Genomic DNA, 15,659 nt, shown 5'->3' with positions numbered 1-15,659 from the left:
CTTCTTACGTTGACACTCCATGTCACGCCCCTTTATTTTTTGTAGCCAGACCGTAGTGGTTTCGAGACTGTGACGATCGCCTGAGGTTTGCGAACGTTCGATCCCTGCGCATATCAGAACCATTGTTCGTAACCGGGAGGACTGTAACGTGAAAACATCCGGTGCAAGCCAGCGCCTTGCATGGCTCGTGTGTGCCACACTCGCGGGTGCGCCGCTTTTCGTGGGGCCGCTTGGACCCACTGCCGCGCTCGCGCAGAACGCGGCGCATCTCTCCAGCCAGCAACTCGATTCACTCACCGCGCCTATCGCGCTGTATCCCGACGCGCTGCTCGCGCAGGTGCTCATGGCCGCCACGTTCCCGCAAGACGTGTCCGCCGCCGCCGCGTGGACGAAGTCCAATCCGAATCTCAAGGGCGATGACGCGGTGAAGGCCGTGGCTTCCGAGCCTTGGGACCCGAGCGTGCAGTCGCTCGTGGCGTTCCCGCAGGTGCTCGAAACCATGGCTTCGAAGCCCGACTGGGTTCAGCAGATCGGCAACGCGTTTCTCGCGCAGCCCAACGACGTGATGGACTCCGTGCAGCGTCTGCGCGTGCAGGCGCAGAAAGCGGGCAACCTCAAGTCCAACGAGCAGCAGAAGGTCGTGGTTCAGCCGGCGTCGGGCACTTCGACCACGCAGACCATCGTGATCGAGCCTGCGAATCCGCAGGTGGTCTATGTGCCCACCTATAACCCCACGGTGGTTTATGGCGCGTGGCCATATCCGGCCTATCCGCCCGTGTATATGCCGCCGCCTCCGGGGTACGCCATTGCCTCGGGTTTCGTGAGCGGACTCGCGTTCGGTGCGGGCATCGCGGTCGCGAACTCGCTGTGGGGCGGCTTCAACTGGAACAACCATGACGTGAACATCAACGTCAATCGCTACAACAACATCAACGTCAATAACCGCATCAACTCGGCCAACGGTACGGCGAACTGGAATCGCAACGCCAATGTCGAGCGCCGACAGAACTACAACAACGCGAACCTGAACGGCCAGCGCAACCAGTACCGCGGCTATGACCAGTCGCGCCAGCAGGCCATGCAGACCTTGCAGAACCGCACCGGCGAGAACATGAGCGGCAATGCCCAACAGAGGTTGCAAGGCATCCAGGAGGGCGGCAGGCCGAATGCCAACGGCGGCAACGGGCCGAACGGCAATCGCGGCAACGAACTCAACAACCGCGGGCAGAACGGCGGGCAAAACGCAAACCGTGGCAACGAGCTCAACAACCGCGGGCAGAACGGCGGCCAAAACGCAAACCGTGGCAACGAACTGAACAACCGTGGGCAGAACGGCGCGCAAAACGCGAACCGCGCGAACGACCTCAACAACCGCGCGCAGAACACGAATCGCGACAACGCGTTACGCGGCGCGGGCGACGGCGCCAATGCGCGCCTCGATCAACAGCGCGGTCAGCAAAGCCGTACCGCGTTCCAGGGCGGCGGAGGCGGCGGTGGCTTCCATGCCGGCGGTGGTGGTGGCTTCCATGGTGGTGGCGGCGGCGGGTTCGGCGGAGGCGGGGGTGGCGGCGGACGTCACTTCGGCCGTCGATAACGTTGACTAATCATGAGGAGTCTAGAAATGATCCGCATTTCCGCACGCCGTCTGCCGCACGGCTACGCCCTCGCGTTCGGTACGGCACTCGCGCTTTTTGGCGCGCCCGCGTTGCTGCCGGCCCCGTTCGGTGGCGCCGCTTACGCGCAAGCCGTCTTCGCCACGCCCGAAGCTGCCGCGAACGCGTTCACCGACGCACTCGCGACCAACGACCAGGGCGCCATGAAGCACGTGCTCGGCAACGATTTCACCACGTTCATCCCCACGCAGAACATCGGTCAGGACGACATCGACGACTACCTTGGCGCCTGGGCAAAGGGCCATCGTGTCGTGCCCGACGCCACGCCGGTTGCCGGCAAGGCGAGCGCTCATGTCGAAGTGGGTGACAGTGGCTGGACGCTGCCCATCCCTATCGTGCAGTCGGGCAAGGGTTGGCATTTCGACCCGCGTGAAGGCGCGAGCGAAATTCTCACGCGCCGCATTGGCCGCAACGAGCGTGCGGCCATGCTCACCTCGCTCGCCTACGTCGACGCGCAGAACGACTACCGCAATCTCACGCAGCATTACGCACAGCGGCTCGTGAGCACGCCGGGCACGCACGACGGTTTGTACTGGCCGGTCGAGCCGGGCGAGTCCGAAAGTCCGCTCGGGCCGCTCGCGGCAGCCATGCCGGGCAATGCGAAGATCACGCCGAAGGACGGATATCACGGCTATCACTTCCGCATTCTCACCGCGCAGGGGCCGCACGCCAGCGGTGGTGCACGCAGCTATCTCGAGAAGGGGGATCTGAGCGGCGGTTTCGCGCTCGTGGCCTGGCCGGCGCAATATGGCAAGACGGGCGTGATGAGCTTCATCATCAACCAGGACGGCCAGCTCTATCAGAAGAACCTCGGACCGAATGGCGCGCATACGGCGGAGGCGATCAAGGCATTCGATCCCGACTCGTCCTGGCAGGCCACCAAACCTTGAGCGGCGATTCACCGTCCGTCGGAAGGCATGATTACTGACGTCGTTCTCTGACGGACGCTCCACGCGGAATTCGGGCACAATCCAGCCACGGCGACGTGGCTGTCGCCCGAAGCGGGCTTTGGCCAACGGAAGCGGAGAGGTCGGGCATGCGGCTTGCTCAATCTTCCCCGCACTCTCATTCGTGTGGAGATAACCAAATGCAACGACGCAACTTCATGCTAACGGCGGCGGTCACCCTTGCCTCGGGCGGTCTCACGCTCGCGGGCTGTACCACGACCACGGATACGAATTCAACGGCGTCGCAGAACATGTCCAAGCGGCAGTCGATCGACGCGTCTGTGGACGGCACCCTCTCGCGGCTGTTTTCGACAGTGAAAGGCTCGCACGAGCTGCTCGCCAAGTCGCGCGGCGTGCTGGTGTTCCCCGAAGTGCTGCAGGCCGGCTTCATCGTCGGCGCGCAGTATGGCGAGGGCGCGTTGCGCGTGGGCGGCGCGACGGTCGGCTACTACAGCACCGCGTCGGGCTCGTTCGGCCTGCAGGCCGGCGCTCAGTCGAAGGCGCTCATCTTCGCGTTCATGACGCAGGACGCGCTCGACAAATTCCGCGCGACGGATGGCTGGGCAGCGGGCGCCGACGCATCGGTCGCGCTCGTGACCGTGGGCGCGAACGGCGTGATCGATACCAACACGGCCACGCACCCGGTGGAAGCCTTCGTGCTGACCAACGCGGGCCTGATGGCCGACGTTTCGCTGGCGGGCACCAAGGTCACGCGTCTGAATATCTGACGCGGCACGCTCCGGTAAAAAGCGCCGGATCATGTAAAAAGGGCAAGGTGTCGAACCTTGCCCTTTGTCGTTTCTGAGCGGCGAGAAGCGGCGCAGCCGCGTGCCGCTTCAGCAGCCCGTATTCTTCACGCGCTCGACTTCGAGACCGAACAAGGGGCGCAGCTTCGTGCCGAGCACATTGCCCGCGAACGCGCACACGAGCCACAGCCAGCCGTGCAGGCTGCCCGAGACGATACCGCTGAAGTACGCGCCGATATTGCAGCCGTAAGCGAGGCGTGCGCCATAGCCGAGCAGCAGGCCGCCGATCACGGCCGCCAGGAGCGAGCGCAACGGAACGCGCCACACCGGCGCGTAGCGGCCCGCGAGCGATGCCGCGGCCATGGCACCGAGCACGATGCCGATGTCCATGACGGTGGTGACGTCGTGGCTGGCCGGGGCGGCGAGCGCGGCGGCGTTCGGGCCGGCCATCCAGTACTTCCAGCTCGCCACGTCGATGCCGAGCGAAGCGAAACCCTTAGCGCCCCACAGCGCGAACGCCGAGGTCACGCCCCAGGGCCTGCCCGAGAGCGCGAGCGTCGCGAAATTGAGGATCGCGAGCGCGACCGCGCCGGCCAGCAGCGGCCACGGGCCATGCAGCCACGGCGAGGTGTGCTGCGCGCGCGGCTCGTTGACGAGGCGGCCGTGGCGGCGCTTTTCGACGACCACGGTCAGCGCGGCGATGAGCGCGAACACCACGAGGTTGAGCACGATGGCGGGCGCGGCGCCGAGCGCGTTCACGAACGAGAACGGCTTCAATTGCGGCATCGACGTCCAGAACGGCATGTGCGCGGTGGCGACCACCGAGCCCACGATAAAGGCGATGAGCGTCACGACCATGCGCGTGCTGCCGCCGCCCACGGTATAGAGCGTTCCCGAGGCGCAGCCGCCGCCCAGTTGCATGCCCACGCCGAACATGAACGCGCCGACGATGACCGACGTGCCCGCGGGGGAAACGAGGCCCGTGACCGGATGGCCGAAGAGCGTTCCCGCCGAGAGCGCCGGAAAGAACAGCAGCACGCCGATGGCGAGCATGACCATCTGCGCACGCAGGCCAGCGCCGCGGCCGTCGGCGATAAACACGCGCCACGCGGAAGTGAAGCCGAACGCCGCGTGATAGAGCGTCATGCCGAGCAGCGCGCCAACCACGTAGAGCGCGGCCTGACGCGCGCTCACGGTCTGCGCGAGATACACCGCGCCGAGCGCGACGAGCACGAGCGCGATGCCTAGCGGCCTGGGATTGATGGAGTCGAGGCGGCGCGGCGCGCGCGCGAGCGGCGTGGAGAGATCGGACATGGGAGCAGGGCCGCGCGTCATCGCGGCCAGAAAAAGCGGCCACGAACAGGCGGCCAGGAAAAACAATCGGTGAAAGCAAAACGATAGCACGATTCACCCATCGGTCTGACAGAGCCCGCAGGCCGACTTTTCGCGACCCGCGCCGAGCCGCCGACAATCCCCGCAAACGCTTTCCAGGCGGGCTTTTCCCACCCTTTGGGACAAGACCCCGCGAAACCGCGCGTAGCCCTGCCGACATCATGGATTTCCCCTATCCAGCGCCGAGCTTCGTCTGCCGTTAGGCGAGACGAGGTGCGAAGGCGCGTCGGGCCGCGCAGGATTCGCATCGGCTGGAAGATAAAAAACGCCACGGAGACCTCATGCTGGGAAATATCACCATTCGCCGCGGGCTGACGCTCGTTATCGGTATCTTCGTCGCGTTTCTGCTGACGGTGATCGGCGTGTCGTATGGCGCGCTCAAGATCACCAACGACAGCCTGCGTGACGCCCAGCGCGGCGCGCAGTCGCTCGACGCCCTCAAGACCAGTTCCGAGCGCCTGCTCCAGGTGCGGCTCGCGCTGGGCGGCTACGAGACGCTCTTCAGCGTAGGCAAGGCCACGGACGGCTTGCTCGACAAGGCGCACCAGGTGCTCGTGAATTCGAACAAGGAGTTCGCGCTCTACAGCGCCGGCCCGTTCGACGACCCCGAAGAGGCGCGCCTCGCCCAGGCCGTGAGCAGCGCGCGCGAAGCGCTTGTCTCGCAGGCGCTCGAGCCCGAGTACAAGTCGCTCGTCGACAACGACTTCAACACCTTCCGCACGATCCAGGGCGAAACCGCCGACCGCTATTACGGCGCCTACGCTAAGGCCATCGAGGCGCTCGAGGACTGGCAGAGCGCGCGTCAGCAGCAGGATGCCGACACCGCTGCGCAGCGCTTTCGCATTTCGCTCATCGTGTTTGGCCTGATCGGCGTGGTCGGCGTGGCGATCGGCGTGATTGCGCGCGTGGGACTCGCCGCCGCCGTGGTCAAGCCGGTGAACCATGCGATTCGCCATTTCGAGCGCATCGCCGCGGGCGATCTGACGGTGGACGTGCGGGTACGCTCGAAGAACGAAATGGGGCAACTGCTGAGCGCGCTGCAGACCATGCGCAACGGGCTCGTGGGCACGGTCTCGCGCGTGCGCGCCAGCACGCACGAAATCACCCAGGGCGCGAAGCAGATCGCCTCTGGCAACGTCGATCTCTCGGACCGCACGGCGCAGCAGGCGGCGGCGCTCGAAGAGACGGCGGCGAGCATCGAGGAGCTTTCGGCCGCCGTGCGCCAGAACACGGACGGCGCGAAGGAAGCGAGCGGACTGGCCCAGACCGCGCTCCAAACGGTCACGCGCGGCGCCGAGGTGGTGGCGCGCGTGAACGCGACGATGAGCGACATCACGGCCTCGTCGCAGAAGGTGGAGGAGATCACCGGCATCATCGAAGGCATTGCGTTCCAGACCAATATCCTCGCGCTCAATGCGGCGGTGGAGGCGGCGCGCGCGGGCGAGCAGGGCCGTGGCTTCGCGGTCGTGGCGAGCGAGGTGCGCAGCCTCGCGCAGCGCTCGGGCACGGCGGCCAAGGAGATCAAGGAACTGATCGCCGCGTCGGCTGCGACCGTGGGCGCGGGCGCGCGCCTCGTGGATGATGCGCGCCGCACCATGGACGAGGCGCGCGATGCGGTGGCGCGCGTGAGCGGGATCATGGGCGAGATCGAGACCGCGACGCACGAGCAGAGCGACGGCATCGAGCAGGTGAACCGCGCGATTGCGCAGATCGACGAGGTCACGCAGCGCAACGCGGCGCTCGTGGAGGAAGCGGCGGCGGCTGCGCAGTCGCTCGAATCGCAGGCCGATCTGCTGCGGGCGGCCGTGGCGGTGTTCAATCTGGGCGGCGCGGGGCAGGCGGGCGCGCGCCCGGCGCATGCCGCTGCGGCGGACGCGCGTGCAGCGCGCGGAAACGCTCCGGCGCTGGCCTGAGCCTGCCTGAGTTGGGCGTGACGGGTTGTCCTTGCCGTTGCAAGGACAACTTTCATGAGCTTGACGCTTTAACCTGAAGTTATACCCCGCGCGCAAATCGCAATTGAGTTCCCCATCGTTCCCGGCGAGACTGGCGGCATAGGCCGTGAGGGTTTGGCCGTCAGCGAAAGAGAACAACGGATCATGCGAGTTTGCGTTTTGGGCGGTGGAGTGATTGGCGTGAGCACGGCGTATGCGCTCGCCCGCGATGGACACGAGGTCACGCTCGTCGAACGTCATGCCGATGTGGCGCGCGAAACGAGCCACGCCAATGGCGGCCAGCTCAGCTACAGCTACGTCGCGCCGCTCGCCGACCCTTCGGTGCTTCCCAAGCTGCCGCAATGGTTGTTCTCGCGCGATGCAGCGCTGCGCTTCGTGCCTCGGCTCGATCCGAACCAATGGCGCTGGTGCGCCGCATTCCTGCGTGCCTGCACGCGCGCACGCAGCCGCGCGACCACGGCTGAACTGCTCGGCCTCGGGTTTCTGAGCCAGCGTCTCATGCACGAAGTGGTCGAGCGCGAAGCCCTTTCATTCGCGCTTTCATTCGACTACGTGCGCAACGGCAAGCTCGTGGTGTATCGCGATCGGGAAGGTTTTGAGGGTGCGCGCCGCCAGGCGGAATATCAGGCGACGTTGGGCTGCGTGCAGCATGCGCTCGACGGCGCGGCATGCGTGGCGCTCGAGCCCGCGCTCGCGCATATCGGCGCGGAGATCGTGGGTGGCATCCACACGCCAGGCGAGGAGGCCGCCGACTGCGATCAGTTCACGCGTGGCCTCGCACACGCGGCGCAGCGCGACGGCGTGCACCTGCAACTCGCCACCGAGTTCTCCGGACTGCGAACGAAAGGTTTGCGCGTGCTTGCCGCGCAAACCTCGCAGGGCGACATCGAAGCCGACGCTTTCGTGGTGTGCCTTGGTTTCCAGAGCCAGCCGATGCTTGCCTCGCTCGGCGTGCACGTACCTGTGTATCCGCTCAAGGGCTATAGCCTCACGCTCCCCAACGCGAACGCGCAGGGCGCGCCGCGCGTCTCGGTCACGGACGCGCATCACAAGGTCGTCTACGCGCCGCTTGGCGAGCGCCTGCGCATTGCGGGCATGGTCGACCTCACGGGCATGAACCCGCACGCCGACGACGCCCGCATCGCGCTGCTCACGCGCCAGGCGCGCGAGACCTTCCCCGACGCCGGCGACTACGACGCCATTCAAACGTGGACCGGCATGCGCCCCGCCACGCCGGACAGCAAGCCCGTGATCGGCGCCACGCACTTTCGCAATCTGTGGCTCAACACAGGGCACGGTGCGCTCGGCTTCACGCTCGCGCTCGGCAGCGCGCAACTGCTCGCCGATTTGCTGGCGGAGCGCGACTTGCCGATCGATGGCGACGCTTTCGCGCCAGGCCGTTGATTCGCCAGCAAGGCGTTACTGCAGCGTCGCGCCTTCCTCGCGCACGACCACGCTCGAGCGTCCGTCGATGCTCACCGGCACTTCGCCGCGCACGGTCGCCCGGCGCACGATACGCCGCGCGTCACCGTAGTCGTTGATCGCGTAGTGCTGTGTTGCGCGGTTGTCCCAGATCGCGACGTCGCCTTCCTGCCAGTTCCAGCGCACCGTGTTTTCGAGTCGCGTGACATGCTCGTGGAACACCTGCAGCAGATGCGCCGAGTCGAACGACGACAGGCCCTTGAGCCGCTGCACGAAGTGGCCGAGTACGAGCGTGCGTTCGCCCGTTTCCGGATGCACGCGCACCACGGGGTGCTCGGTCTCGTACAGCTTCGACGTGAAGACTTCGCGGTAACGCTTGAGTTGCGCGCTGTCGGCGTTCGCGTGCGTGGAGGCGTAATCGTAGGCGTTGGTGTGCAGCGCCCAGAGCGTGTCGGCGAGCGCGCGCAGCCGCTCGGGCAGGTGCGCGTAGGCGGCGGCCGTGTTGGCCCACACCGTGTCGCCGCCGAATGGCGGAATCACCACGGCGCGCAGGATCGAGACTTTCGGGTAGGCGTCGACGAAGGTGACGTCGGTATGCCAGGAGTTGGCGCGCGCGCCGTGCAGCGAATCCAGTTCCAGCAGGCTGCCGCCTTCCACCGAGGGTACCGTGGGATGCGCGACCGTCTCGCCGAAGCGCCGCGCGAAGGCTTCCTGCGAGGCGTCGTCGAGATGCTGCTGGCCGCGGAAGAACAGCACCTTGTGACGCAGCAGGGCGGCGTTGATGGCGTCGAACGTGGCGCTGTCGAGATCGGCGTGAAGACGCACACCGTCGATGCGCGCGCCTATGCGGCCCGCGACCTGATGAAGGTCGAGCGTAGTATCGGCGTGTTGCGCCGTGGCGGAATGCAGATGCGCGGACGGAACGGAAACGGCGGGGCGTTGCGCTTGAACGTCGGACATCGAAAGTCTCCTCGGCTGGACGTGGAACATCCATTCAAGCAGCGAAGCGCTGCGAGAAGAACTGACGATTTCTGCGAAGCTATGCGCGTGGTCGCGCACTATGGATAGTTGCGCGCGCGATTAGCACGCACCAAAAGAAAATGACGCAGACCCGCGAGGGAATGCGTCATTCACAAGATGCTGCAAGGTACAGCTTCTTTACTGCATGTTCGTTGGTAGGCTCGATTGGATTCGAACCAACGACCCCCACCATGTCAAGGTGGTGCTCTAACCAACTGAGCTACGAGCCTGTCGAGGCGCGAATTATAGAGACACTCGCGCGCGCTTGCAAGCGCTTTTCTCGAACCGGGCGAAACGCCCTTGGGTGGGCGCGTTTCTGCTCGAACCCCTATGCAAGCTCCCGCGCCAGATTGCGCAGGTTTTGCGCGGGATCCGCGAGCACTTCGCGGGCAATGCGCGCACGTTTGCCGATCAACGCCTTGGCGCTGCGCATGTCGCGGCCCTGGTTCACCGTGATCGCGCCCACGAGCGCGCCTTCGCCGTCGAGACCGAACAGCACGCAGGGCGGCGCTTCCAGCGTGCCGCGCGCGAGCCATTCAGGCGCGGCCATGTCGCCGGCGAACTGGATGTTCAGGCCGCATTGATCGGTCCAGAACCAGGCGGCTTCGTGTGCCTCGGGTGCGAGGCCGAGCATCGCACGCGCCGCCGTTTGCGCCTGGCGGTTCGCGTTCTCCCACGTTTCGCGTCGCTGATGGTGGCCGCTTGCCGCGTCCCACTGGCTGGCGGCGTCGCCGGCTGCGTAGATGTGCGGGTGCGAGGTGCGGCATTGCGCGTCGATCACGATGCCGTTGTTGACCTTCAGGCCCGCTGCCTGTGCAAGCGTGGTTTCGGGCTCGACGCCGATGCCGTAGATCACCGCGTCGCCGCGAATGCGCGTACCGTCTTCGAGCGTTAGCACGATGTCGTTGCCTTCGCGCGTGGCCGAAGCGAGTGGCGAGCCTAGATGCAGCTTTGCACCGCGCGCGCGATGCACATCGCACAGAGGGTCGGTGAGCAGCGCTGGAGCGCAACGCGCCATCGCGCGCGGCGCCTGTTCGATAACCGTGACTTGCGCGCCGAGATCGATCGCGCTCGAAGCGAGTTCGAGGCCGATCACGCCTGCGCCCACCAGCAGCACGCGTTTGCCCGCTTGCAGCACGGGCAGAAGGCGTTGCGCGTCCTCTAGCGTGCGTAGCGTGTAGACGCTCTCGCCGAGCGCATCGAGCATCGGCAACCGGCGCACGCGTGCGCCTGTGGCGAGCAGCAGTTCATCGAAGACGATCGACTCTCCGTTCGCGAGCGTGACGACGCGCGCCTGCGCGTCGAGCGCGGTGACGGCCACGTCGAGCTTCAACTCGATGTTTTGCTCTGCGTAGTAGCCCTCACCGTGAATCGCGCAGCGCACGGTTTGCGGCTGGAGCAGCACATCCTTCGAAAGTGGTGGCCGCTCATAAGGCGCGTGAGCTTCCTCGCCGATCAGTACGACGCGGCCCGCATAACCTTGCTGGCGCAGCTCGGCGGCGGCGAGCGCGCCCGCCTGGCCCGCACCGACGATGACAATGGTCGAAGCGTTCATGATGCGTTCCCGTTACAGATGCAGTCCGCCTGCCGCATGACGAATGCCGCGAATGCCGAGGCCGGCATCCGCATTGATCATCACGCCGCTCAGCACGCGATTGTTCGCGCGTGAGGCGAGCATCACATAAGGACCCGTGAAATCGGCAGGCTGCGGAAAGAACTGCAGCGGCAGGATACTCGCAATCGCTTCGGGCGAACGCGAGTCCATGATGCGCAGGTCCTGCTGGCCGAGCGAAACGGGGCCGCGCAAATCGCTCGCCATGCCGCAAGGGCCGACGCCGTTCACGCGCACCTTGGGCGCAAGCTCATAGGCCAGCTGGCGGATGATGCCGACGGCCGCGTGCTTGCTCGCTGTGTACAAGGGCCCACCGCCGCCCGGATAGAACGACGAATTCGAGAGCGTGAAGATCATGCTGCCTTCGCTCGCAACGAGCGCGCGTGCGGCCGCTTTTGCGCCGAGCAGATAGCCTTTCACGTTGATCGAGAAAAGCTCTTCGTAGCCGCTCTCGAGTTGCGCAGGCGAGAGATCGACGAGGCTCGAAGCGTGATCCCAGATCGCCGCGTTGCCAATGAACGTATCGAGTTTGCCGAACGCATCGACGGCGGCGCTGACTGCCCGCTCGTTGTCGGCGTATGAAGTGACGTCGCCCTGCACGGCAACTACGCGCTGCGCGTCATAACGTTCTCGCAACGCCGCGACCTTTTCCGCCGAGCGTTCGAGCACGGCCACGCGCGCGCCTTCTTCGAGAAAGCGCTCGACGAGCGCGAGCCCGAGTCCCGACCCGCCGCCCGTGATCAACGCCACTTCGTTATCGAGCCAGCTCATTACGCGGCCTCCGGTATGTCGACAAAAACGTCGCCATCGACGAGCGTGACAGGGAACGTTTTGAGCGCTTCGGTCGCGGGCTGACACAGCGCCGCGCCGGTTTTCAGGCAAAAGCGTGCGGCATGCAGCGGACACTCGACTGTGCCATCGTCCTCGATATACCCTTCGGACATCGAAGCGTTGCCGTGAGAGCATCGGTCATTCAGCGCGTACAGCTCGCCGTTCACCTTGAATACGGCGATCGCAGCGGACGGGCCGTCCACCTTGATCGCTTCGCCATCGGACAATGCATCGTCCTGGCAGACAAAAATACGGGCCATGATCAGAAAAGCACACTCAGGTTATGGGAAGTGAGCACCGCCTGGTCGAGCGTGATCTCACGGCGGCAAATCTGCCATTGCGCGATTTCCACGCGGCGCACGCGGTCGATGCGGCGGCCCACGTAGAACGTCTCATCGCGCTCCTTCTGCGAGCGGTAGAGCACGTAGTTCACGTGTGCCTCGTATTCGCCGGGCGTATCGGTGGTGAGCACACGCAGGTTCGTCACGAGATGGCGCGTGCGCGAGGGCGGCTCCTCCGCCCACGCCATGCCGGTTTCGAGGCGCGCCACGCGGCGTTCGAGCTGGAAGTGCGTGTCGTTGAAGATCCACGTGGTGGGCGGTTGCACGCCGCGCCGACGGTCGCGCGTTTGCGCGTTGACGGTAGTGCGCATCGTGTAGCGGATATCTTTCGACATGAGGTCGAGCCACGCGCGAAAGCGCCAGCCATCGAGCAGCGCGGCTTCCTCAAAGAAGAATTGCTCGATTTCGTGATGCAGTTCGAGCCCCACGCGTGCGGGCGTGAAATCCAGTTCAGCGATTTCGCTCATTTGAGCACCTCCGCCTCGTAGCGCGCGGTGCGCTCGTTCACCTCGTCCCACGTTTCGGAGATCAGCAGGTCGGCCCAGCGGCGATACATGCCGCGCGCGGCCGTCTCCGAGAAAATGTAGTTCGTCATGCCAGGGATGCCGTCTTCACGCAAGCGCTCGTTACCCAAGCCCATTTCAAGGCAAAGCTTCGTTTTGCGCGCGCGGCTGCCACGCAGCACCTTCTGTACTTCGGCCCAGTTTTCCGAATCGTCCTGTTCGAGAAAGCCTGCGGGCCCGAACGCGCGCGTCGCGCTGCGTTCGAAAGCGGCTTTCACCTCATCGGATGCGGCCTTGTCGGCAATGCAGAACGCCCACACTTCGACCTGGTTCGGGCCGCGCGGGTGCCACACGCGCAGCGTGGCCGTGCCGTTGAGCCACGAAAGCGTGGGGAACATGTTGTTGTGGCCCGCAAGACGCAGCGCGCGAACCTTGCCGAGGCGCGCTTCGGCTTCGGCGTAGGTGTCGCGGAAGTACTGCGAGACTTCGCCGTCCACCCAAACGTTCGCGTCGGGCTGCTCGGTGAAGAAAAAGCCGCTGCCGTGGCCGGCCTGTCCGAACTGCAGCGCGTCCTTCGCGGTTTCCCACACGGGGCGCGCGGTCTGGCCCGCACCGAGGGCCTTGTCTGCGGCGCCTTCCTTCGCGCCGAGCACTTCGATGGCGGACGCGTGCGTGAAGAGTGCGTGATACTGGTCGCTCGCGAACTGCTCCGCCGGGAATTTCCAGTTGCAGTCGATCACCCACTTGTGCACGCCGCCCACGATCTCGGTGCCGCCTTCACGGCGGTCGAGCACGCCGTCGAGATACCAGGCGATGTCGCCCATATAGGTTTCGAGGTCGGGTGCGCTCGCGTCCCAGTTGCCGAACACGAGGCCTTTGTACACAGCCACGCGTGTGACTTCCTGCAAGCCCCATTTCTCCTTGCACAGGCCCTGCGGATACGCACGCGGTTCGAGCGGCACGTCGATGAGCGCGCCATCCACGCCGTATGACCAGCCGTGATACGGGCAGGTGAACGCGCGCGTGTTGCCGCAATCGGCGTGGCTCACGCGCATCGAGCGATGGCGGCACTGATTGAGGAAGGCCTTGATCGAGCCGTCCTTCTGACGCACCACGACGACGGGGTCTTCGCCCATGTAGGTATTGAAAAAATCGCCGGCTTTCGGTATTTGACTGACGTGGGCGAGGAACAGCCAGCAGCGGCCGAAGATGCGCTCGAGTTCGAGCGCGTAAATGTCGGGGTCGGTATAGATGGACGACGTGACGCGGCCATTTTGCGCGTCGACGAGTGCATCGATGTCGATGATTGCGGACATGCGAGTCTCCTCCGTGGCAGCATTGCCTTTTTGGGCGGGAATGCAGACGGATGATCCTTGCTCGCTTTGCCGTTGTGAAATATTTTGTTTGTTGCCACTAAGACTTCGAAACGATAACTCGAGCATGGAACTGAGACACCTGCGCTATTTCATTGCCGTCGCCGACGAGCTGAGCTTCACGCGCGCGGCGCAGCGTCTGCATACGGCGCAGCCTTCGCTGAGCCAGCAGATACGCAATCTCGAAGACGAAGTGGGCACGCCGCTGTTCGAGCGCACGCGCCGCAAGGTGGAATTGACCGACGCAGGCAAGGTGTTTCTCGCCGAGGCGCGCCTCGTGGTGGCGCAGGCCGATCGCGCGGTGGCGCGTGCGCGTCAGGTGGGGCTGGGGCGCGCGACGGTGACAATTGGTTTCGTGCCCGCCGCCGAGATCCGGGTTTTCCCGGTGATCTTGCCGCGTTTGCGCTTGCGCTTTCCCGAGGTGCACGTCGAGTTGCGCAGCCTGCCAACGGCCGAGCAGGAAGACGCGCTATTGCGCGGCGATATCGACGTGGCATTCATGCGGCGCCCCGTCGTATCGCCTGAATTGCGCAGTGAAGTCGTGCTCACCGAGCCGCTTGTGGTGGTGCTGCCGAGCAGTCATCCGCTTGCGAAGCAAAAGCGCATCGCACCGGCGCAATTGAGCGGCGAGCCGTTCATCAGCACGCATCCGCAGTTTTCGGGGCAGGTGCACAGTGTGGCCGAGGCGTATTGCGAGGCGCACGGCATCGAGCGCAAGGTGGCGCAGGTCGCGACCAATATTCTGCTCAATCTGAATCTGGTGGGCATGGGGCTTGGCTATGCGCTGTTGCCCGCGTATGTCTCGTCGCTCACGAGCAGCGCGATCTGCACCCGCCCGCTCGAAGGCGAGCCGCCCACCATCGACTTGCTGATGGTGTCGCGCAAGGAGCCGCACTCGGCGGAACTCGAAGCGTTGTTCGAACTCGTGCGTGAAAACGAGGCTTAACGCTTCGTGCCTTCCTCTTGCGCCTCTAGCGCCGTCACCATTTCCTGCGCGGCGCGCTGCAGCTCGGGCACGAAGCGCCGCACCGCCTCCGCCGGATTGATGGCCTGTTCCAGATAGATCACGTTCAGGCTCGCGAGCACGCGCCCATGCGCCTCGATAGCCGTTGCGAGCGCACCGATCTTGCGCTGGTCCGCCCAGTCGCCGTGATTGGAGCCAAAGCCGTCCGCGCGGGTCTGCCGGACGAGATTGCGGATAAACGCCTTGTCGCCAGCGAGTTTTTGCTGCTGTTCCCCGCCGGCACCGGCGCGCAACAACTCCAGGATGTCCTCGCGCTCCGCCTCGGGGCACATGGCGAAGTACACGCGGCCCGCCGCCGTGAGCAGGATCGGCAGGCGGCGGCCCACCATCGCGCGGTGAAACGAAAGCGGGCTGAAGCGGTGCGTGGTCTCGCGGATCACCATGGAGTCGCCGTCGGGCGTCGAGAGGTCCGATGGCCACACGGTGCGCTGGAGCATCTGCGCCATGATCGGTGGCGCAATGGTCGCGATCAGCTCGTCGTCGGTGAAGCCTTCGCTCAGGCCGCGCACGTTCATCGTCAGACGAAAGCTGTCGTCCGAGGCGCTACGGCGCACGAACTTCTCCTCGACCAGGGTTTCCAGCAGGCGCCTCACCGTCGTGCGGTGCAGACCTGTTGCCTCGCTTAACTGCTGGCTCGTGGCGCGCCCGTTCTCCATGGCGTTGAGCGCCTGGAGCACCTGCAGCCCCCGCGCCAGACCCCGCACGTTTGCATACTTCGTCATCAAAAATGCCTTAAAAATCAACTGTGTGCATTCTATGCACATTTCTCTAAAAATGTTGAGCGCGCATCGGGCGGAACCTAGACTCGCTTCCATTCACCGGA

14 protein-coding genes and 1 tRNA gene are annotated in these 15,659 nt (G+C 65.2%); 6 read left to right on the top strand and 9 right to left on the bottom strand.

Annotation, left to right across the window (positions count from 1 at the left end; genetic code table 11):
- The first annotated feature begins 148 nt into the window (after positions 1-148).
- From FAZ97_RS23080 to FAZ97_RS23070, 3 genes are all read left to right on the top strand, one after another.
- Positions 149-1,594, top strand: a complete 1,446-nt coding sequence (locus FAZ97_RS23080) for a DUF3300 domain-containing protein (protein ID WP_158760708.1) — start codon at positions 149-151, stop codon at positions 1,592-1,594.
- A 27-nt stretch (positions 1,595-1,621) separates the two neighbouring features.
- Positions 1,622-2,563: a DUF2950 domain-containing protein gene (locus FAZ97_RS23075; protein WP_158760707.1), complete on the top strand. Its 942-nt coding sequence runs from the start codon at positions 1,622-1,624 to the stop codon at positions 2,561-2,563.
- A 197-nt stretch (positions 2,564-2,760) separates the two neighbouring features.
- A complete protein-coding gene (locus FAZ97_RS23070; protein ID WP_158760706.1) occupies positions 2,761-3,348 on the top strand; it encodes a BPSL1445 family SYLF domain-containing lipoprotein in 588 nt (195 codons plus the stop codon).
- 108 nt (positions 3,349-3,456) lie between these two features.
- On the opposite strand, the gene FAZ97_RS23065 is transcribed toward FAZ97_RS23070, so the two are convergent.
- On the bottom strand, positions 3,457-4,680 hold the full coding sequence (locus FAZ97_RS23065) for a YeeE/YedE family protein (protein ID WP_158760705.1): 1,224 nt from the start codon (positions 4,678-4,680) through the stop codon (positions 3,457-3,459).
- Between the two features lie 359 nt (positions 4,681-5,039).
- On the opposite strand from FAZ97_RS23065, the gene FAZ97_RS23060 reads away from it, so the two are divergent.
- Entirely contained in the window at positions 5,040-6,671 is a 1,632-nt protein-coding gene (locus tag FAZ97_RS23060) for a methyl-accepting chemotaxis protein (RefSeq protein ID WP_158760704.1), read from the top strand.
- Positions 6,672-6,854: 183 nt separating this feature from the next.
- Entirely contained in the window at positions 6,855-8,114 is a 1,260-nt protein-coding gene (locus tag FAZ97_RS23055) for a D-amino acid dehydrogenase (RefSeq protein WP_158760703.1), read from the top strand.
- A 15-nt stretch (positions 8,115-8,129) separates the two neighbouring features.
- Here the strand turns inward: FAZ97_RS23055 and FAZ97_RS23050 are convergent, their stop codons facing one another.
- The 7 genes from FAZ97_RS23050 to hcaE form a co-directional block, all read right to left on the bottom strand.
- Complete coding sequence (locus FAZ97_RS23050; RefSeq protein ID WP_158760702.1) at positions 8,130-9,092, bottom strand: TauD/TfdA dioxygenase family protein; 963 nt, start codon at positions 9,090-9,092, stop codon at positions 8,130-8,132.
- Between the two features lie 213 nt (positions 9,093-9,305).
- Positions 9,306-9,382, bottom strand: a tRNA-Val gene (locus FAZ97_RS23045).
- Positions 9,383-9,480: 98 nt separating this feature from the next.
- Positions 9,481-10,707 (bottom strand): 3-phenylpropionate/cinnamic acid dioxygenase ferredoxin--NAD(+) reductase subunit, encoded by a 1,227-nt coding sequence (hcaD, locus tag FAZ97_RS23040; protein WP_199272126.1) that lies wholly within the window; start codon positions 10,705-10,707, stop codon positions 9,481-9,483.
- Positions 10,708-10,719: 12 nt separating this feature from the next.
- Entirely contained in the window at positions 10,720-11,535 is an 816-nt protein-coding gene (gene hcaB, locus FAZ97_RS23035) for a 3-phenylpropionate-dihydrodiol/cinnamic acid-dihydrodiol dehydrogenase (protein WP_158760701.1), read from the bottom strand.
- A complete protein-coding gene (gene hcaC, locus FAZ97_RS23030; protein WP_158760700.1) occupies positions 11,535-11,855 on the bottom strand; it encodes a 3-phenylpropionate/cinnamic acid dioxygenase ferredoxin subunit in 321 nt (106 codons plus the stop codon). The genes hcaB and hcaC overlap by 1 nt, the downstream gene beginning before the upstream one ends.
- Before the next feature lie 2 nt (positions 11,856-11,857).
- Complete coding sequence (gene hcaF / locus FAZ97_RS23025) at positions 11,858-12,403, bottom strand: 3-phenylpropionate/cinnamic acid dioxygenase subunit beta (RefSeq protein ID WP_158760699.1); 546 nt, start codon at positions 12,401-12,403, stop codon at positions 11,858-11,860.
- Positions 12,400-13,755 (bottom strand): 3-phenylpropionate/cinnamic acid dioxygenase subunit alpha, encoded by a 1,356-nt coding sequence (gene hcaE, locus FAZ97_RS23020; protein ID WP_158760698.1) that lies wholly within the window; start codon positions 13,753-13,755, stop codon positions 12,400-12,402. Before hcaE ends, hcaF begins: the two co-directional genes overlap by 4 nt.
- A 124-nt stretch (positions 13,756-13,879) precedes the next feature.
- On the opposite strand from hcaE, the gene hcaR reads away from it, so the two are divergent.
- The gene (gene hcaR / locus FAZ97_RS23015; RefSeq protein WP_158760697.1) at positions 13,880-14,758 is read left to right on the top strand and encodes a DNA-binding transcriptional regulator HcaR; all 879 of its coding nucleotides are present in this window, start codon (positions 13,880-13,882) and stop codon (positions 14,756-14,758) included.
- On the opposite strand, the gene FAZ97_RS23010 is transcribed toward hcaR, so the two are convergent.
- Complete coding sequence (locus FAZ97_RS23010) at positions 14,755-15,558, bottom strand: DNA-binding transcriptional regulator (protein WP_158760696.1); 804 nt, start codon at positions 15,556-15,558, stop codon at positions 14,755-14,757. The genes hcaR and FAZ97_RS23010 overlap by 4 nt on opposite strands.
- Between the last annotated feature and the right edge of the window lie 101 nt (positions 15,559-15,659).

The organism is Paraburkholderia acidiphila (assembly GCF_009789655.1).
GTDB lineage: Bacteria > Pseudomonadota > Gammaproteobacteria > Burkholderiales > Burkholderiaceae > Paraburkholderia > Paraburkholderia acidiphila.
The sequence above is the reverse complement of the archived record's forward strand: the minus strand, read 5'-3'. Positions and strand labels throughout refer to the sequence as shown.